This window comes from Zhongshania sp., from assembly GCF_047636175.1.
GTDB lineage: Bacteria > Pseudomonadota > Gammaproteobacteria > Pseudomonadales > Spongiibacteraceae > Spongiibacter.
In genome coordinates this window covers 77,908-96,747 of sequence record NZ_JBLIKC010000008.1, presented here as the reverse complement: position 1 = coordinate 96,747, position 18,840 = coordinate 77,908, and the positions used below count along the sequence as shown (strand labels likewise).

Below are 18,840 nucleotides of genomic sequence, written 5' to 3'. Positions count from 1 at the left end.
GCGAGCTTGACTAATTTAAAGGATGTCGCCCAAGTTCAACAACTGAGTTTCACCATTACTATCATCAACACCGTCATTGTCGTTCACCATCAGTACGTCGCCATTTTTCATCAGCGCAATACCTTCTATCTTCTCAGTAACCAGACCGCCGGTCGCCAACATATCTGGCATGACGTCACGTACCAGGGACTTAGCTACGATGGCGCCATCGGCTAGGTTAGTGGTATCAAACTTATATAACCGTTTAATCACCGCATCTGGTCCACCCTGGTTGTCACGCTCGATAACTAAAAACTCACCGTCACCAATTGACGTGATTTCAGATAAGCCAACCCAGCCGCCATTTTGCGATTCTACCGCATCAAGGGGATAGAATAAGAACGACCAGCTAGCTGCGCCGATATCATAAATACCAATACGCACATTGGCTTCACCTTCCCAGGCACGCTGAAAGGCAACATACAATTTGCCCTGATACTCGCTAACACCTTCAAAGCCGTTTTTACGCTGCAGCGCGTTAACAGCCGGCGGCAATGTTACCGCCTGCTGCACAAGCCCTGCCGCATTAGTTTTAATCAGCAGATTCATGCTTTCCACGGGACCATCAACCGCGTTGCCTGAGCCTTCCGACGCTATCCAAACACTGCCATCAGCTAATTTAGCGATACCTTCTGGATCAATATTTACGGTGTTATCCGCATTGATTGCAGAAGCTGGTAATACTCCAGCAGGCAGCGCTGCTAAAATACCATTACCGTCGGTGATACGTGTTTCCTTGGCAATCACTGCGGGCTCTTGACTCACATCAAGAGTGAAGATGCGATTTTTCTGGTAAAAACTGTCATCCACCGCATATACCAGATTGCTATTAGCTGGGTCTGCTGACAGCCCAGATATAGCGCCCCAAGAAATAGGCGAGCCATCCAGGCGATCTGCAGAAATCACGGTTGGATAAGCCGCAGGCGCACTGCCGTAGTAGTAGATATTCAGCGTTGAGCGAATAACATCATCGCGACTGTCCTTCTCACTGGCCACCACTAAGAGATTGCGAGATGGAATCGCCAAGGCTCCCTCAGGTGCAACCCCAGCAGGGAGTACTTGCTTGAGCATGGGCTTGGTGAAATCCGCAACGTCATAGACAAACACCACACTTGCGCGCTCGGAATTTACAAACAAATAGCGCTCGCTACCAAATACGCCAAACTCAGCATTCTCTGGCTCATTACCTTTGTTTTCAGAGCGGCCCTCTGGGTAGTGGCCCAAGCGTGCCGTTAATTGATCTAAGCTGTTGCCAGCTTCATAGACCACGTCACCGGCGGTGTTAAAAACGCTGAAGCTGCGGCTGCCGCCGTCTAGATCACCTTCGTTAGCCGTTACAAAGTATTCCGTCGACAACCAGCTAACGCCGTCTGGTTCACGCAAAACCGCATCTAATGATTGGTTCTGCGAAATAATGTCGTCTTCATTAGTATCAATACCCGTCAGATCAACCGCACCGGCGCTGAAGTGATTGACGATGCTGCCATCCGCTAAATTCACTAAAACAATATGATTGTTTTCCTGCAGTGAAACTAGCGCAATATTGTCGCTATTGATGTCGACAAACTCAGGCTCTGGATCGCTGGGGTATAGATCAGCCAAACCGGTAATGGCAACCGTTTGGGTTGTCCACGTTGATGGCGCACCGCTTAAATTTATAATCACAATATTACCAGCAGGTAGCTGCGGTGGCGCGCCGTTGCCAAGGTCTTCGTCGCGTTCGTTTTCAATAACCACTACCGCGTAGCTGCCATCTGGGCTGACGGCAACCGAATCTGGCTGACCGCCAACATCAATACTGCGCACCGTGCTGCGGCTCGCGATATCAATGACATCTAATGTGCCTGATACATTAATGAAGTCTGCAGAGGTATTCACCCCAACCAACACGAATTCATCTTTCACCGCAACCGCCGTGGGCTCACCAGACAATCCTAAAACCCCTAGTACCGATGGTTTGGATGGATCGGCAATGTCGATAAAGCCAACGCGATCGGCGGGACTGTCGGTGTAAATTAAGGTCATGCCATCGGTGCTGGCAGTGACAATTTCGGCCGAGGTTTCGTCGTCGGAGTCGCAGTTGACATCATCTTGAAAACAAACGGGGAATGCCGCAATGCGGTTAAAGTTTTTGGCTTCGTTTAATAAGGTTGGTGCGCAAATATAAGAAGTGTCCATTACTTCGCTATCCGCCAAAGCATCATCCGCATTAGTATCGCGGCCTGATTCAACCATGACTCCACCGCTGAAACACTGCGCGTTTCCCGCTTGCAGACTGGTTTGACGAATCAAGCTGTTCAAACCATCGCTACCGTTTACGCCATTGGCACCGTCTACGCCATTAGCACCGGCGCTGCCTAACTGACCACCTACACCGTCACGGCCATCATCGCCGCCACAAGCAACAAGAAACAAGGGAGTCGCTAAAGCGATGCCCCAAGCTAAGGCTGTCTTTTTGATTTGCATCCTTCCTCCAAGTATAAAACGCGAAACATTAATCGCTTGAGAGTACAGAGGGATTGCGACAAAACACTGACAGTTATGTGTCAGTAAAATGGGATTTATATGACAGGGAGGTTTATTTATGACATTAAAAATACACAAAAAAACCAGCCCTCGCTAAGGCGAGACCTCAGCAGGAGCTGGTTTCACATTTCAAATTTATTTAGTCCTGATATCCGCTAATGTGTTTAGCTGCCTGATATGCAAAGGTCATTGCTGGCCCCAAGGTCGCACCCGGTCCGGGATATGTCGGCAAGACTGCGGCGCTGCAATTACCAACAGCATACAAGCCGTCTATTGCGCTACCATCTTCCTTCAGCACTTGGCCATTGGGATTGGTGGCCAAACCGCCCTGAGTACCAAAATCGCCGGCCTCTAGGCGCATGGCGTAATAAGGTGCCTCATCGATAGCTCCCAAACAGGGGTTGGGCTCAAAACGCGGGTCGCCGTAGTAACGGTCGTAGGCAGAATCACCGCGCTGAAAGTCTTCGTCCTTGCCGGTTTTAGCATAGCCATTCATTTTAGCAACTGTGGTCTCTAGGTTGCCGGCGTCAATACCTAGTTGTTCCGCCAGCTCGCGGACGGTGGCCGCTTTACCCACTAATTTAGTCTCGAACCATTCTTTGGGGATAGTCCAGTCCGGCTTTAGGGATGCCGTCATCAGCGGCCCAACAATATAGTCTCGACGAAAGCGTGCATCGAATATTTGATACATGGGCGAGCACGGCGCGTCATCGCTATGCTGCCTATACAAATCCTTTTGGAAGGCCATATAATTTTGCGACTCATTGGCAAAACGCTCACCGCGCAAATTGACAATACAGGAGCCGGGATAAGACTTTTCCATAATACTTAAACGGGGCGCCGGCTCACCGGGAACAGATACCGTGGTGCACCACCAAGCCCCATCCATCAAGCGTGTTGCGGCACCCAAGGCCAAGCCCTGCTGAATAGCGTCGCCGGTATTGCCCTCTACGCCGCCACTCCAATCAGTGCTGGTTGGCGCCGGCAAGTATTGCTCACGCATTTGCTGGTTGCGCTCAAACCCGCCGGCCGCCAAGACCACAGCTTTACGAGCTTGTACCCGCATGGATTTGCCATTGCGGCTGACTACGGCCCCCACGACGCGGCCGTCCTCTACAATTAATTCCTGCATGGGCGAGCTTGCCCACATCGGTATATTGCGCTTTTTAAGCGAATACCACAGTCTGGCTACGCCCGCTGCGCCGGTACAAATTTGGCGGCTGAGGCCGTTACCACGAAACCACCAACCAAGGTCAAAGGCCCACTGGGCGACCAATTTCATTGTTAGCTTTATCCAGCCGGGTCCCTGCAAAACCAATAGGGCCGCCTCGACTTGGGTAAAATAAATTTTGCTGAACATCCGCATCATATGATGACTTGGCCGCAAGCGTTGGACATCATCACCTAGCAGAGACGAGTCAAATCGCTCTGGCTCCATTGAACGATGACCTGTTCGCGAACCTTCAATATCGGTGTAGTAATCTGGGTAGTGTTCTAGGGTTTCGTAGCGCACATCGCTGCGCTCATGAAGAAAATCGATCATTTTGGGACCGTTGATCAGATAGGCATCAACCATGTCTTCCGAGACCACCCCCGCAGGCGTGGTGCTGAGTAAATACTGTTTAGCGTCTGCAAAACTATCTTTCGCGCCAGCTGCCTTGGCGTAGCGGTTATTGGGTATCCATACACCGCCACCAGAGGTTGCGCTGGTGCCGCCAATCTTGGCTGATTTCTCGACGATGAGAACATCACTCACGCCCATTTCGTAGCAGCTCAGCGCAGCAGTTAAAGCCCCGTTACCACTACCAACGACGAGTACATCGACGCTATGATCCCACTTTGCTACTGTCATTATTTTTGTTCCCACTAACTTATTTGGCCTTGATAGGCTCGATCCGCGGCAAAAACCAAAGGTCATCAATTATCGTAAAAAGCCCTTCAATAGCCGCCTATCATAAACCGCCGGCATTGCCAGCCCTATCATCCGTCTGTATTAGCTATATACAATGGATAGAGATGGCTAGGGCAGTACAACATTCAAGATACGCCGATGTTATACCTTCAATACATGACCCAGCGATATAATCTAGGCATTTAATTCAACCCTTACCTTAATTACGGCCAGTAACTATGACCCGCTCTAACGCCAAGACGTCCCTCGCACCATCTCTTTACCAGCGCTTTCTAGAACGCGCGATTATTCAACACGGCTCGGTAATGGCGATTGAGGAAAGATTGCCGACAAACTTAGACAAAGCCGCACTGATCGCGATTAAAGATGACCGCTACTTAGCGGAAATGGCAGCCTGCGTATTTAGAGCCGGCTTTGTGTGGAGAATAATCAGACTAAAGTGGGAGGGTTTTGAGACCGTATTCAATAACTTCCTTCCCATTTGGGTGGCATCGAGATCGCCAGAACAGATAGAAGATATGGCGACTGATACGCGCATAGTGCGCAATTTAACCAAAGTGAAATCGGTGCAGGAGAACGCCCTATTCATTCTGGATATACAGCGTGAATTCGGCAGTTTCGGTGGTTTTTTGGCAGATTGGCCAGAGGACGATATCGTTGGATTATGGACTTACCTTAAAAAACACGGCAACCGTCTGGGCGGTAATTCAGGCCAATACTTTTTACGGTTTATGGGAAAAGACACTTTTATACTCAGCCGCGATGTCTGCACTGCATTGTGCGCCGAGGGTATTGTCGACAAAACAACGATCACTAATAAGCGCGATCTCGCCGCGGTACAAGCCGCCTTCAATGAAATGCGCAGCGAAAGTGGCCGCTCGCTGGCTGAATTAAGTATGATTTTGGCTTTATCGATTGGACCAGCTTAAGCCGTCGCTGCCACACAGACCCGCTGAGTCAAGCTGAAAACCATTGCACCCCATTAAGTGGGGTGCAAGCTTAATAGATTAAGCAAGGGTGGGCGCTATAACGCTTAAGTCACAAGTCGTCACTCTTAAATAAAAAGTCTCAAGTCATGCGCCCCAAGTCGCCATTCTAGGTAATCACTCTCCGGGAGAGTTCACAGTCAAAAGCACCGCTGTTTATAACCGTCAACCTCAGTGGCTGTGTGCGACCACTCCGACTTGCGGCATATTCGCCAAACCAATATCACGGGCATGTTCTTCAAAATCTTTATTCTTCCAGAAAAACGCACCAGGCATGGTGGTAGGAATAACAAGAACATAGAAGAGCGTGCGGCTTATCAGGGCTGTTAGCAATACTGACAGGCAGACCACTAGCGCCAGACCCAAGCTAATTGCACTCGGCGCAAGCAATAACAGCAGTAGTGCTGCAGCGGCATTCGCGGCGATCAGGCAGTTTCGCAATACATAACTCTTTCCAAACACCGTGCACTGAATGTAATGCGACACGCTGCCTTCATTATTCGCGGTGTCCATGGCAATCGCATGACGCCATAATCCAAGCCCTTCCATCACACTGCCGATCACAATTCCGCCAAGAACAATAATAAATAGCTGATTAATATCGCCACCAAGCACCATGAGGATCGGTATACCCACTAGCCCAAGTAATATACTTCCCAATGTTATGGTTGTTCCTAAAAACGACGTCGCTGTCTGCCAGTGATTCCAAAACGGCCGCGCGCGAATTCGGTAGCAGCGATACATATAGTAAAGGCCGACCGAGCCTGCGATCAGGGCCAAATAACCGGATACCGAGGCAAAGGCATCGAAGCGCCCCCAATCACCCAATAACCTTATAAAGATGTCATTCGCTGGCAACATCAGCAATAAATGTAACCCTGCAAACACCATATAAAGCAGCATACCTAAGCCTTCACGACATACCGGCGAGTGCCGAAGATTATTAAATCCCCGGTAAAACCGCCAGGGCTTGCCCAAGTGTGTTGCCGACACCAACATGCCCAGACCCGCCAAGCCGACGGTAATCGCCATGAGGGGGATATACATGACAGAGTCACGTAATACTAAGAAACTCTGAATACCGAATTGGACACCCAAGAATGCAATAAAAAATGCGCCTAGTGAGATTTGGCTAACCAATGTGAAGATCACCAAAGGATTTTCCCGTGAACTCAGCTTTGCTAAACTCCACTTTTTCTCCACACCTTTTTTCTGATCAACCACCGGTCGGTATTGACCGTCGTCACCCTTATGATATTTAACCGACATGCCGTCGGTACGTGTCACTTCATCCGGCATGTTTTTAATCTGCTGGAAGCGAATATTAGGCTGAGTTATTTCTGGGTCCGGGAAGCCGGGAATACTGGTCTTACCTTGCTCGCGGTTGTCCGGAAGATCATCAACCACCCCAAAATCCAGCGCATTACCCAAGCAGGCAGACACACAGGCGGGCTTGAGATTCACCTCTAGACGGTCGACGCACATATTGCACTTAGAAACCTGCCCCTTGATGGGGTCTAGCTGAGGCGCATTATAAGGACAAACCCAGGTGCAATAGCCGCAGCCAAAGCAGGTATCTGGGTCTTGTAGAACCGCTCCATACTCAGCGTGTTTGGTATAGGCGGCAGTTGGACAGCCTTTCAAGCACACCGGATCATCACAGTGGTTGCAGGCCATTGAAATATTCATACGTTTAAAATCTGGGTATGTGCCACCCTCAACATAACCCACGGAACGAAAACTGATGTGCGCAGGGTTATCGTTCTTTTCGCTGCATGCCGCTTCGCAGGCATGACAGCCAATGCAATTGTCGGCGGTAAAATGAAACGCGTGCTGTTTATTACGGTTGGGGTTTGCACCTACGCCAGGCTCTTCGTTTATAAACATTTCTCTGTCGACTGGCAGTGCGCCGCCAGTACGAGCAATTAAGTCTATTGGTGCCTCGTAATAGTTTACCTCCGGCGCGGTCGACTCCTTGAGAAAGGCGTATGCCGGTTCATCGTCCCTTACTTTCCACATAATAACTGCCCTTAATTGGGTAGCCTAGCAATCAGCTAAACTAGCTCTTTATGACTTATTTCGCTCTTATTCCCTGACGCCGATACTGATCTGACCCCAGTAACGCAGCCCCAACTCAATACGCGCGACGCTCCATATTCAAGCGACCGGCTTCTTTCTGATCTATTTTCTCAATGCGCACCGCACATTGTTTGAAGGCCGGCTGCCGCGAATAGGGGTCGAGTAAACCCAGCGACAGGCGGTTCACGCAGTCGTGGTAGTGCATGGGAATAAACACCATATTGTGGGGTACCCGCTGAGTAAGCTGGACCATCACAATGGCGTCGCCGCGTTTGGACACTAAGCGTACATAACTCTGGTGTTTCACACCTTGTTCGCGCGCCGAATCTGGATTCATTTCCATATACGGGGTAGGACTGAATTTATTTAAATTACCAATTTTTCCGGTCTTGGTACGGGTGTGAAAATGCTCAACCACCCGCCCGCTATTTAGCCAGAACGGGTAACTGTCATCGGGTACTTCATTGTCTTCGATATAATCCATCGCCAATAAATTAGCCTTGCCGCTTGGAGTGGGATACAGCCCATCGCTGTAAAGTCGCGGACTACCTGTTTCCTCTCCCTCGCGCATTGGCCACTGAATTCCACGCTGCGCCTCAATCAAGTCATGGCTCATGCCGGAAATATCCAAATTGCGATTATCCCCCTTAGACAGCAACTTCATTTCGTCGAATATGTCTGAGGTGGTTTCTGGAAATGTCATCGCTCGGCCGCGCTCAAAACGCTTTGCCAATTCGGTAAAGACCCAGTGATCAGGTTTAGCTTGTCCCGGCGGCTCAACAAATTTGCGCACTAAATTTACCCGACGCTCGGTGTTTGTTTGCACGCCCTCCTTTTCTCCCCACAGGGCACCAGGCAAATAAACGTGTGCGAAGTTAACGGTTTCACAGTCTTTATAGCCGTCTTGAACCACCATAAATTCGAGTTTTTCTAGGGCTTTTTTGATGCGTGGCTGATTGGGCATCGAGGTCAATGGATTGGTTGCCACAATCCATAAGGCCTTAATCTCGCCGGATTCAATAGCAGGGAAAATATCAGTTTGCTGGAGTCCACGCTTGGCGGGGAAGAAGTCGGCATCTACCCCCCAAAACTTTGCCACCTCATCTCGATGTTCTTGCTTCTCTAGCATGCGATAGCCAGGTAGCCCGGAACAGGAAGACCATTCACGGGTACCCATGGCATTCGCCTGACCAGTGATAGACATGCTGGTGCCACCGGGAATACCGATATTGCCGGTAATTAAATTCAGATTGTTAATACCGCAAACACCGTCGGTACCGTGGGTACTCTGGTTAATCCCCATGGTCCAAATACTCATCGCCGACGGCGCCTTGGCGTAGATTCGCGCGACATTTTTAATCATATCGGCGTCAATGCCACAAATACGCGAGGCGGTCACCGGATCATACTTAGCGACGGTGGCCTTTAATTCATCAAAGCCGTTACAGTGCGCTTCGATATACGCTTCGTCCTGCAGCCCTTCAGCCAAAATCACGTGCGCTAGGGCGTTCAGTAAAACTAAGTCTGTTCCAGGGGTGATAGGGAGATGTATATCGGCAAACTGGGCAAACATCGTTACCCGTGGGTCAATCACAATCACAGGGAACTTGCGCTTTTCCAGGGCCTCTTTGAGACGCCAATAAATGATGGGATGTTGCTCTGGCAGATTCGACCCAAACGCCATAAGGCAGTGTGTGTCTTCAAAATCGTCGTAGCAGCCAGGCGGGCCATCAGCGCCGAATGAGCGCTTATACCCTGACACAGCAGATGCCATACACAAGGTGGTATTGCCATCGTAGTTGTTAGTGCCAATCACACCGCGCACCAACTTACCCAAAGTATAAAACTCTTCAGTTAACAACTGACCTGTAGACACCACCGCAATGCTGTCACGACCATACTTTTCTTGTATACGCGTAAACTCTGCAGCTGTTTTATCTAGCGCAGCATCCCAACTGCTAGGCTGAAAATCGTCATATATTTTTTGCCGCATTAGAGGTTCAGTACCGCGGCCCGCAGTAGCACTTAATTCATGTTCAAAAATGCCCTTTATACATAACTTGCCTTGATTTACCGGAGCATTGCCCTTACCCCTACTCGCAACAGGCTTACCTACCGCGTTCATACCGACCTCTATGGAACAGCCCGTTGAGCAATAGCCGCAGACCGCGTATTTCCAGTCGACAACTTTTTTATCTACTATCGTGATTGGCTTACGATTTTTCCGGCCAAATATCATTTAATTCTCCCTCCGCCTCAGAGCACTAAATTAGAGCACACACCTAACGATGAGCTATTAATAAGCGCACCATAATGGTGAAAATACACCTATTTATGGCCTCCATGACCATTGATCTACAAGAACCATGCCACATAGGGATCGCGGGCATTTAGAGGCCAAATAAGCGAGAAAACTAGGGCTAGGATCCAGCGACAGCTTAGCGAGGAAGGAGAAAAAGATAGCGCGATACAGTGGTAAAGGATAAATAGACAGGAACAAAAAAGGGGCCCGAAGGCCCCTTTCTAATGACTCACATGTGAATCAAAGTTTACTCAAGAACTTCTGCCTGCATAACCGCGATAACGCGACGGTTAGCACTGCGACCCGCTGATGTCTTGTTATCAGCTATTGGACGCTCTTCGCCATAGCCTACTGCGCTTAAGCGATTTCCAGCAATACCGTAATCACGGATCAATGCATTGCGAACCGCATCAGCACGACGCTGAGAAAGTTGCTTGTTATAAGTTGCCGCGCCATTGCTATCGGCGTGCCCTTCAACAACAGTGCTTATACCACCGAACTTATCCATGAACTCAGCAACCTTTTTCAACTCAGTTGCGTAAGCGACAGGAACAGCGTCAGAGTTATTAGCGAAGTTAATTTCTAACTTGACGCTTTCTGAGCTCTTGAGCACAAATTTACAACCAAACTTGTCAACTTTACGACCCGCTGGAGTATTTGGGCATTTGTCACGGTAGTTAGGAACACCGTCACCGTCTTTATCCAAGGCACAACCTTTGGCGTCTACTGCCACGCCTGCTGGTGTACCTGAGCACTGATCAATACCATCTTCAACACCGTCGCCATCTGAATCGAAAACAACGAACGCAGGTGAAGGCATTGGAGCAGTACTGCCACCGAAGGCATAACTTAAACCGATAGACAGGATGCCATCGCCAGTTTCATTATCTGTACCATACACATAACGTGCATCTGTACGTACCGACCAAACACTGTCGATTGCGTAACGTAGACCGCCACCAGCCATTATCTGGGTGTGCGCGTCATAGCGAGCGCTATCGAAATCAGACTCGACGACGCCAAGACCACCAGCAACATAAGGTGTCACTCTTGAGTCGTTGCTAAAATAACGCAAAACATCAAGGGTAGTACCCATCACGTCTTGGTCGATGCCGCCAAGGCGGTGGTCGTGGGGCTCACTCCAAAAACCACGAATTTCAAGACCCCAGTCTTTATTAAATCTGCGCTCAACACCAAAAATATACGCTACGGCATCGTCAAGATTACGACTATCATCGTAAGTCATGGCCCCAATGGCAGGATTTAGATACCACTTTCCTTCTTCTGCAGCAGATGCCAATGTAGGACAAATCACTGCAGCTATAGCAGCACTTAACAAGACTTTACGCATAACTCTCCCCCAAATATTTTTAAAATTCCTTTAACCCTGCCGTGAAAGCACGTCATGCCATCAGAATAACACGCACGACTATGCTTGCACGTCTGATTTTGTGTAATTTTACCAAGCTATCCGTAATTTCACTGAACAATCTGAATACATGTTTTAGCAGTAATATCAGCCGCTAAGAGACCCTAAATTCAAGTAACTTACCTCTCGTTGGATAAAAATAGCCGGATTTACACCTATTAACAACAGCCTGAGTTAAATTCACCAGTCCATTGCCTGCTTTATAAACGGAATTGTTAATTTTCGCTGTTCAATTAAGCTCAAGTGATCCAAGACATTCAGTAAATCAAACAAGCTCTTGGCATCCCGCTGACAGCGGGTATAAATAAACTCAGCAACCGCATCAGATACGAATATTCCACGCATTTTAGCCTTGAATTGCAATGCGGCCATCCGCTCCGACTCATCCAATTCAGACAGCCTATAACTACTTAAACTCTGCAGGCGCGACTGTAAATCAGCTAATTCGAGCGCCAATTGCGAATGTGCGACCGACGACGAAACTAACAAGCAGGCATCAGTGGTCAACATCTTGTTATAGCAATTAAAGATCGCTCGCTCCCAGTTATCGTGTCCCGCAATGAGCTGCAAATCATCAAAACACAGCAGATCTAAATATTCCGCCCCCTCTAATAATGCTTCAGGATCAAAATCAATGAGCTCCGCCAGCGGAATATAGCGCGCGTATCGTCCCGCCGCTTCAGCCAGGTGACAACAGGCCTGCAGCAGGTGACTTCGCCCCCCGCTACCACAGAGATATATCCACTTCTCTCCACTGCCACTCGCTTGCTGTTTAAGCTGATTGACCAACAGCCGATGGCGTTCGGGGGTATAAAAATTATCGAAGGTCGCCTCGGTATCAAGCTTTAGGGACAAGGGTAGCTGAGGACTCGCCATTACTTGTCGACTTCCAGCTCTAAGGCGCCACGCTTACTTTCATATAGCTCGCTTTGCTTATAGTAATCGTGGAGATGATTGATCATGACTTTTATGACAGCGGCCACTGGCAAGGCCAGGAGAATACCGACAAAGCCAAAAAGCTGACCACCCGCCAAGATCGCAAAAATAACAACGACGGGGTGCAGGCCTATCTTGTCGCCAACTAACATCGGCGTCAGCACCATTGATTCAAGCGCCTGGCCAATACCAAACACGGCGGCGACGCCCGCCATTGGCCACAAGCTATCAAATTGAAAGAAGGCTGCCAAACCCGCCGCCGAAATCCCAATGATAACGCCCAAATAAGGCACGATACTCGCCAGCCCGGCGACTACCCCGAGCACTAGCGCAAGCTCGAGTCCGACGATCCAAAGACCTAAGGTATAGGTCACCGCCAAAGCCAACATAACCAATAGCTGGCCACGCGCAAATGCACCTAAAATCTCATCGCACTGCTGAGCAATCACAACGGTACGAGCCTCCATCGAACGCGGCAGCAAATTCCTAATGGCCGCCATCAGCACATCCCAATCTCGCAGTAAGTAAAACGTCACTACCGGCACCAAGACCATATTAGCAGTCCATGCTAGCAAGGCCATGCTGGAGCCGCTCACCTTATCCCAAAGATAAAAAAAGATGCCACCGGCACTACCCCAATGTTTGCTCAAGGCGTCACGCGCAGCATCCATTGGTTTTTTTTGTTCGGGTAAGTCGAGATGATGACGCAGAGCCGGTAAACCCGTTTGTTGAAGCCAGGCTACGCCGTCGTAAATGCGTTCGATCAACAACTGAATCTGCGCGATCAACAAGGGCACGGTGACTAGCATGACTAAGCCCGCAAACAGACTAAGTACGAAAAACACCGTGACCACCGCCATCGTTCGCCCCATTCCGCGGGCTTCAAGCCGGTCAGCCAGCGGGTCGCCGATATACGCCAGCACCGCGGCAAGTAAAAACGGCATCAAAATTGGCGCCAATAAATGTACCAGCAACATAAATGCGACAGCGGCGATTAGGCCCCACACTGGCTTGGATAATTCAATCATTGCTGCTGACCCGCCCATTGATAATAACCGCGCACCGTTCTTGGCAATGCGCTGCGCACATCTGCGCTGGACTCAAGCAAACGGCCATCTAAGCTTAAAAAGCGTCGCACTTTTTCCATATCATCGTTAAGAACCAACTCTAAGATCAGCTGGTCTTGATCAAGCCAAACAGTGTTGGCGTGCTGAATAACCGCCAAACCCTCTAAGTAGGTCACGAGGCTCGCATAGCCGGCGAAATCTTTAATACCTGAAACATGAATCATGGTATTGGCACTGCTACCGGCGCCGGCTGCCACTGAATAAGTTGCGGCCTGCATGTCCGCCAGATAATCGATGGGAGGGGCTAGCGCTTCGGCCTCGGTCATGCCCTCACTATCTAAGCGCATTGATTCGCTACCCTGAAGCACAACCCAGCTTCCTATCCACTGCCCGGTCGAAAATTGCGACATCCGGCCCATCAAGATGAAGGGCGCAGAGTAACGAGCAGACGCTTCACGAACGTCATCAATCGACATTTTCCACAACTCTGCGGCACTCAAGTTTGCGGAATCCGCTAGGTCGAATAAAGGCATCTGCACAACTACGCCGCGCCGCTGGGCCTCTGCCTCCAGTGCCGATAACAATTTATTACCCGCCTCTGCACCAATAAATTGACGGCCATCTGTGGTGTCGGCAATTAACCACACCAAAACCGCTGGCCGGTTTGCCGACCATATTGGCAAGCCCGCTGATTGCAGCGTGGCATTCACCTGCCGAGGAGAAAAGCTGAGCTTTAATTCCAACTCATCAATGCCCTCGGCATTTTTACTGCGCTGATAGCGATACTGAGTCATGAACGGTTCTGGCTTAGCAAGTGCCTCCGCCACCACAGGATTGTCACGGACCTGACGCTTACCAGATACCCGGATAAACACCCGTTCTAAGGCGGTAGCCGCCCCCTGCGTCAATGCGGCGCGAGACTGAGACTCCACCATGAGCTGATCATCATATAAATTCCCGACGACTGCTGCTGCTGCCTGACTAGACAAGGCTAGCAATATCGTTAAGGCCGACACCAGCACCCGAATAATTTGTATCACTTTATATACGTCCTTTTCCCTGCTGCGACTGCCTATTGTAGCAAGCCGTCATGTGATCGTCGTGACTAGTGGCAAAAAGTCACCTTTTTGCTGCTGAATTTAACTCTCAATCAAGCTAGAATAGCGCCCTCTTAGAGGACAGCCAACGATTATGACTGACACCAGTAAGCCAAGCTTAAGTTACAAAGATGCCGGCGTAGATATTGACGCCGGTGACGCACTTGTAGAACGCATTAAAGAAGTTGCCAAACGCACTCGCCGCCCAGAGGTCATGAGTGGTCTTGGTGGTTTCGGCGCGCTATGTCAAATTCCTACCGGTTACAAAGAACCCGTGCTGGTATCTGGTACCGATGGCGTGGGCACCAAACTCAAGCTCGCGATGGAAGTCGGCATTCACGACACCATCGGCATCGACCTTGTCGCCATGTGCGTCAACGACCTGCTTGTCACTGGTGCAGAGCCTCTGTTTTTTCTCGACTACTACGCTACCGGCGCGTTGAACATCGATATTGCGGCCAGTGTGGTTAGCGGTATTGGCAACGGCTGCGAACAAGCCGGCTGCGCATTGGTTGGCGGTGAAACTGCTGAAATGCCCGGTATGTATGAAGGCGACGACTATGATCTTGCCGGCTTCTGCGTTGGCATAGTAGAAAAAGCCAAGATCATTGATGGTAGCTCGGTACGTATCGGTGACAAATTAATCGGTATCACCTCATCTGGCCCGCATTCCAATGGCTACTCGCTGGTTCGTAAAATTATTGACCACAGCGGCGCTAAACTCGACCAAGCATTCGGTGACAGCACGCTGGGAGAAATCCTGCTTGCACCTACTAGAATTTATATCAAACCCGTTCTCCGCGTCATTAAACAATATCGCGTGAATGCCCTCGCCCATATTACCGGCGGTGGTTTGCTAGAAAATATTCCCCGGGTATTGCCACGCAACACCAAGGCCGTTATCGACGGCAATAGCTGGGAGCGCCCAGCAATCTTTAATTGGTTGCAAGAGCAGGGCAACGTAGAAGCACGCGAAATGTACCGCACCTTTAACTGTGGTATCGGTATGGTTTTGGCAGTTGCCGCAGACGACGCTGAGGGTGTTATTGATATGCTGAATCAACAGGGCGAAACCGCCATGCTGATTGGTAGCATTAAAGCCGCAGGGGAAAGCGATCCTAAAATCGTAATAGAAGGCCTGTAGCTCCATGCCCTACAAGCTGGTGATCCTGTTATCTGGCGGCGGCTCTAATTTGCAGGCATTTATTGATGCCTGCGAAAGTAAGGCATTGCCTGATACCGAAATAAGCGCCGTTATCAGCAATAAGGCCGATGCCTTTGGACTTATTCGCGCCCAACAGGCCGGCATCGCAACCGCCTGCATTGATCACAAAGAGTTCGCTAATCGCGAAGACTTTGACAGCGCACTAAAAAATAAAATTGACGAATTCGGCGCCGACCTAGTGGTCCTTGCTGGATTCATGCGCATTCTCACGCCCGGCTTTGTGCGGCACTATCTAGGCCGACTCATTAACATCCATCCATCGCTGCTACCCAAATACCCCGGCCTGCACACTCATCAACGCGCACTGGACGCTGGCGACACCGAAACAGGCGCAACAGTACATTTCGTCACCGAAGAGCTAGATGGCGGCCCGCCAATCATTCAGGCAAAAATACCGATATTTGATGGTGATAATACTGCAACGCTTGCCGAACGCGTATTGTCGAAGGAACATACAATCTATCCTTTAGCGGCACAGTGGTTTGCTGAAGGACGCTTGAGTTTGCAGAATTCAAAGGCGGTACTTGATGATAAAAATCTACCCGAAAGCGGCGTGCTTTTTCAGCCAAATTAGGCTGCTAGCGTTTCTATTTTACGCTATCCCGAGCCTTGCATTAGCAAGCGGTGGAGGTATTAGTGCTAGCCCAAATACCCGCCCCGAGATGCTAACTCCCGTTGCGCCGATACTAACTGCCGCTATAAGAGAAGAGAAAATCCTACCCTACCAAGCTAAGTATAAAATCAGTAGCAATAGCCTCACCACCACTGCAACACGAAGCCTAAGCAAACAAGGTAATAACTGGCTGCTAAAACAACATGCAAAACTGGTGTTTATAAGGGTGAGTGAAGAGAGTGTCATTGAAGATAGCGATGACGGCTTGCGCCCGCTGCATTACGAGTACTCAAACAATATGAGTAGCCGACAGGACCAAAGTATTGATTTCCACTGGACCACACAGTCCGCCACCGACAAGAAATATCGCAAACCCTGGTCTTCTAAAATTAGTGCAGACACCTTTGACCAGCTCGGCGCGCAACTTAAGATGCGTGAAGCCTTAATGTATGATCGCCTCGGCGGCGAAATAAGCCAAACCGTGGTGAATCGTGGCAAGCACAAAACCTATACCATTAAAAAGCTAGGCGAAGAAACTATCGACAGCCCCGCCGGTAAATTACGCACCGTCAAATTACTGCGATCGCGACCCGGCAGCAGCAGCGAAACCACGGTTTGGTTGGCAAAAGATTGGAACTACTTAATTGTGAGATTGGAGCAGCGAGAGGATGACGAGGTTTATTCTCTTGAGCTAATTAACGCTACCCTTAACGGCGCTACTGTTAAGGGTCTCAGCATATAAAACCTCGCTTTTTCTTGTCGCGGCAAGCACTGTAGCGCCGCAAGCTAGGTTTTTGGTAGGGTCACTCCAGTCTGGCCCTGATACTTACCGCCCCGATCTTTATAGCTAACTTCGCAAACCTCATCAGATTCAAAGAACAGCATCTGCGCCACGCCTTCATTAGCGTAAATCTTAGCGGGTAAGGTGGTGGTATTTGAAAATTCCAGGGTCACATGACCTTCCCACTCAGGCTCCAGCGGCGTGACATTGACAATTATACCGCAGCGCGCATAGGTTGATTTACCCAAGCACATTGTTAATACGCTGCGCGGAATACGAAAATATTCAACAGTGCGCGCTAGAGCAAAAGAGTTTGGCGGAATAATGCAGTAATCGGCAGTAATATCTACAAAGCTTTTCTCGTCAAACGCCTTGGGGTCCACGGTCGCCGAATAAATATTGGTAAAGACCTTAAATTCATTTGCACAGCGCACATCATAACCATAGCTGGAGGTGCCATAGGAAATAATTTTAGTGTCGTCGCGGGTACGCACCTGACCTGGCTCAAAGGGATCAATCATGCCCTCATTCTCAGCCATACGACGAATCCACTTGTCGGCCTTAATACTCATTACCTTCCCTCTTGCTACTTATTGATATCAAATTTACAAAGACACAATAACGACAATTAATCGTCGCTAATCGAAATATTTGGGAAAGCGTTACTCTGCACCCGCTGGCGCTTCGCCAACTCGGAGGTCATACCAATCGCGGCCTGCCGATATAGCATGGCGGCATCGCCATCGGGATCTGCTGCTACAACGGGCTTGCCACAATCTGATTGTTGGCGAATTTGCATCGACAATGGCAGCGCGCCCAGCAGTGGCACGCCGTAGGTCGTCGCAATACGATCACCACCACCCTCGCCAAACACATGTTCTTGATGACCACACTCACCGCAAATATGCACTGCCATATTTTCAATGACACCCAGTACCGGCACCGACACTTTACGGAACATTTCAATGCCCTTCTGGGCATCAAGTAGCGCAATATCCTGCGGCGTCGTCACGATGACCGCACCAGACACCGGTACTTTTTGCGACAGCGTTAGCTGAATATCGCCCGTACCCGGCGGCATATCAATAATCAAATAATCAAGATCCTGCCAATAAGTCTGATTCAATAACTGCTGCAAGGCACCCGTTGCCATTGGTCCGCGCCATACCATTGGGGTATCTGCCGTAATCAGATAGCCCATCGACATTGACTGCACGCCGTAGGCTTCTATGGGCAACAAATAATGCGTTCCATACTGCTTTGGACGCTGCCCCTCGGGGACGCCCAACATCATTTGCACGCTGGGACCATAAATATCAGCATCTAGCAAACCAACTCGGGCGCCTTCAGCAGCCAAAGCCAAGGCTAAATTAACCGACGTTGTGGACTTTCCCACCCCGCCTTTACCGGAAGCTATCGCAATAATATTGCGAATATTCTCCATACTCTTAATGTTTTGCTGCGCAGCATAAGGCGCCACTTTCCACGTGACCTGCACTGTGGCAGCGTCTACACCATCTAATTTCTTGAGCTCTTTATCAAGATGATGTTGGTATCGCTGCTGCGCACTCTTAGCGGGAAACCCCAGCTGAATAACGGCGTCGACCAGACCGTCGCCAATAGTCAAAGAGACGATATCTGCAAGCTCCGCCAGCGGCGAAGACAAACCGGGCAGTATTGTCGCCATCAGTTGTTCGCGAATTCTGGATTCCAGCTCTACGGTCATATTATTTCCCCGAGTGTGATGAATATTTAATTAGCTGGCGAGTATACCCGCCACATCCACATCGAACAACGCCGGGACGGATGCGCTGGAGAGCCAAAAACGCTATAATATTGCGCCTCTGA

14 protein-coding genes are annotated in these 18,840 nt (G+C 49.7%); 4 read left to right on the top strand and 10 right to left on the bottom strand.

The window, feature by feature from the left end:
• Window positions 1–15: 15 nt before the first annotated feature.
• Entirely contained in the window at window positions 16–2,505 is a 2,490-nt protein-coding gene (locus ACI955_RS06575) for an esterase-like activity of phytase family protein (RefSeq protein WP_415242934.1), read from the bottom strand.
• Between the two features lie 199 nt (window positions 2,506–2,704).
• Window positions 2,705–4,417, bottom strand: coding sequence for an FAD-binding protein (locus ACI955_RS06570; protein ID WP_415242933.1), 1,713 nt, complete (start codon window positions 4,415–4,417; stop codon window positions 2,705–2,707).
• Window positions 4,418–4,695: 278 nt separating this feature from the next.
• Here ACI955_RS06570 and ACI955_RS06565 point away from each other — a divergent pair, with 278 nt between their 5' ends.
• Window positions 4,696–5,406, top strand: a complete 711-nt coding sequence (locus tag ACI955_RS06565) for a DNA-3-methyladenine glycosylase I (RefSeq protein WP_415242932.1) — start codon at window positions 4,696–4,698, stop codon at window positions 5,404–5,406.
• A 228-nt stretch (window positions 5,407–5,634) separates the two neighbouring features.
• On the opposite strand, the gene ACI955_RS06560 is transcribed toward ACI955_RS06565, so the two are convergent.
• The 6 genes from ACI955_RS06560 to ACI955_RS06535 all read right to left on the bottom strand — a co-directional run bounded on the left by ACI955_RS06560 (window position 5,635) and on the right by ACI955_RS06535 (window position 14,316).
• On the bottom strand, window positions 5,635–7,482 hold the full coding sequence (locus ACI955_RS06560; protein WP_415242931.1) for a DmsC/YnfH family molybdoenzyme membrane anchor subunit: 1,848 nt from the start codon (window positions 7,480–7,482) through the stop codon (window positions 5,635–5,637).
• A 115-nt stretch (window positions 7,483–7,597) separates the two neighbouring features.
• Window positions 7,598–9,781 carry a molybdopterin oxidoreductase family protein gene (locus tag ACI955_RS06555; protein ID WP_415242930.1) on the bottom strand — a complete coding sequence of 728 codons (2,184 nt, stop codon included), beginning with the start codon at window positions 9,779–9,781 and terminating at the stop codon, window positions 7,598–7,600.
• Window positions 9,782–10,091: 310 nt separating this feature from the next.
• Window positions 10,092–11,195 carry an OmpA family protein gene (locus ACI955_RS06550; protein WP_415242929.1) on the bottom strand — a complete coding sequence of 368 codons (1,104 nt, stop codon included), beginning with the start codon at window positions 11,193–11,195 and terminating at the stop codon, window positions 10,092–10,094.
• Window positions 11,196–11,453: 258 nt separating this feature from the next.
• Window positions 11,454–12,149, bottom strand: coding sequence for a DnaA regulatory inactivator Hda (gene hda, locus ACI955_RS06545; protein ID WP_415242928.1), 696 nt, complete (start codon window positions 12,147–12,149; stop codon window positions 11,454–11,456).
• Window positions 12,149–13,237 (bottom strand): AI-2E family transporter, encoded by a 1,089-nt coding sequence (locus ACI955_RS06540; protein WP_415242927.1) that lies wholly within the window; start codon window positions 13,235–13,237, stop codon window positions 12,149–12,151. Before ACI955_RS06540 ends, hda begins: the two co-directional genes overlap by 1 nt.
• Complete coding sequence (locus ACI955_RS06535; protein ID WP_415242926.1) at window positions 13,234–14,316, bottom strand: DUF2066 domain-containing protein; 1,083 nt, start codon at window positions 14,314–14,316, stop codon at window positions 13,234–13,236. Before ACI955_RS06535 ends, ACI955_RS06540 begins: the two co-directional genes overlap by 4 nt.
• Before the next feature lie 151 nt (window positions 14,317–14,467).
• Here ACI955_RS06535 and purM point away from each other — a divergent pair, with 151 nt between their 5' ends.
• The 3 genes from purM to ACI955_RS06520 are packed head-to-tail and all read left to right on the top strand — an operon-like array spanning window position 14,468 to window position 16,953.
• Window positions 14,468–15,517: a phosphoribosylformylglycinamidine cyclo-ligase gene (gene purM, locus ACI955_RS06530; protein ID WP_415242925.1), complete on the top strand. Its 1,050-nt coding sequence runs from the start codon at window positions 14,468–14,470 to the stop codon at window positions 15,515–15,517.
• 4 nt (window positions 15,518–15,521) lie between these two features.
• Complete coding sequence (purN, locus tag ACI955_RS06525; RefSeq protein WP_415242924.1) at window positions 15,522–16,172, top strand: phosphoribosylglycinamide formyltransferase; 651 nt, start codon at window positions 15,522–15,524, stop codon at window positions 16,170–16,172.
• Complete coding sequence (locus ACI955_RS06520) at window positions 16,126–16,953, top strand: DUF3108 domain-containing protein (RefSeq protein WP_415242923.1); 828 nt, start codon at window positions 16,126–16,128, stop codon at window positions 16,951–16,953. Before purN ends, ACI955_RS06520 begins: the two co-directional genes overlap by 47 nt.
• Window positions 16,954–16,997: 44 nt before the next feature.
• Here ACI955_RS06520 and dcd read toward each other — a convergent pair whose 3' ends face one another.
• Together dcd and apbC are read right to left on the bottom strand one after the other, a co-directional pair.
• Complete coding sequence (gene dcd / locus ACI955_RS06515) at window positions 16,998–17,564, bottom strand: dCTP deaminase (protein WP_415242922.1); 567 nt, start codon at window positions 17,562–17,564, stop codon at window positions 16,998–17,000.
• Between the two features lie 56 nt (window positions 17,565–17,620).
• Window positions 17,621–18,718: an iron-sulfur cluster carrier protein ApbC gene (apbC, locus tag ACI955_RS06510; protein WP_415242921.1), complete on the bottom strand. Its 1,098-nt coding sequence runs from the start codon at window positions 18,716–18,718 to the stop codon at window positions 17,621–17,623.
• Window positions 18,719–18,840 lie beyond the last annotated feature (122 nt).

Coding starts and splice junctions, on each gene's coding strand:
- ACI955_RS06575 (WP_415242934.1), bottom strand. CDS start 2,505: ATGCAAATCAAAAAGACAGCCTTAGCTTGGGGCATCGCTTTAGCGACT.
- ACI955_RS06520 (WP_415242923.1), top strand. CDS start 16,126: ATGATAAAAATCTACCCGAAAGCGGCGTGCTTTTTCAGCCAAATTAGG.
- hda (WP_415242928.1), bottom strand. CDS start 12,149: ATGGCGAGTCCTCAGCTACCCTTGTCCCTAAAGCTTGATACCGAGGCG.
- purM (WP_415242925.1), top strand. CDS start 14,468: ATGACTGACACCAGTAAGCCAAGCTTAAGTTACAAAGATGCCGGCGTA.
- purN (WP_415242924.1), top strand. CDS start 15,522: ATGCCCTACAAGCTGGTGATCCTGTTATCTGGCGGCGGCTCTAATTTG.
- ACI955_RS06565 (WP_415242932.1), top strand. CDS start 4,696: ATGACCCGCTCTAACGCCAAGACGTCCCTCGCACCATCTCTTTACCAG.
- apbC (WP_415242921.1), bottom strand. CDS start 18,718: ATGACCGTAGAGCTGGAATCCAGAATTCGCGAACAACTGATGGCGACA.
- ACI955_RS06560 (WP_415242931.1), bottom strand. CDS start 7,482: ATGTGGAAAGTAAGGGACGATGAACCGGCATACGCCTTTCTCAAGGAG.
- dcd (WP_415242922.1), bottom strand. CDS start 17,564: ATGAGTATTAAGGCCGACAAGTGGATTCGTCGTATGGCTGAGAATGAG.
- ACI955_RS06555 (WP_415242930.1), bottom strand. CDS start 9,781: ATGATATTTGGCCGGAAAAATCGTAAGCCAATCACGATAGTAGATAAA.
- ACI955_RS06550 (WP_415242929.1), bottom strand. CDS start 11,195: ATGCGTAAAGTCTTGTTAAGTGCTGCTATAGCTGCAGTGATTTGTCCT.
- ACI955_RS06540 (WP_415242927.1), bottom strand. CDS start 13,237: ATGATTGAATTATCCAAGCCAGTGTGGGGCCTAATCGCCGCTGTCGCA.
- ACI955_RS06570 (WP_415242933.1), bottom strand. CDS start 4,417: ATGACAGTAGCAAAGTGGGATCATAGCGTCGATGTACTCGTCGTTGGT.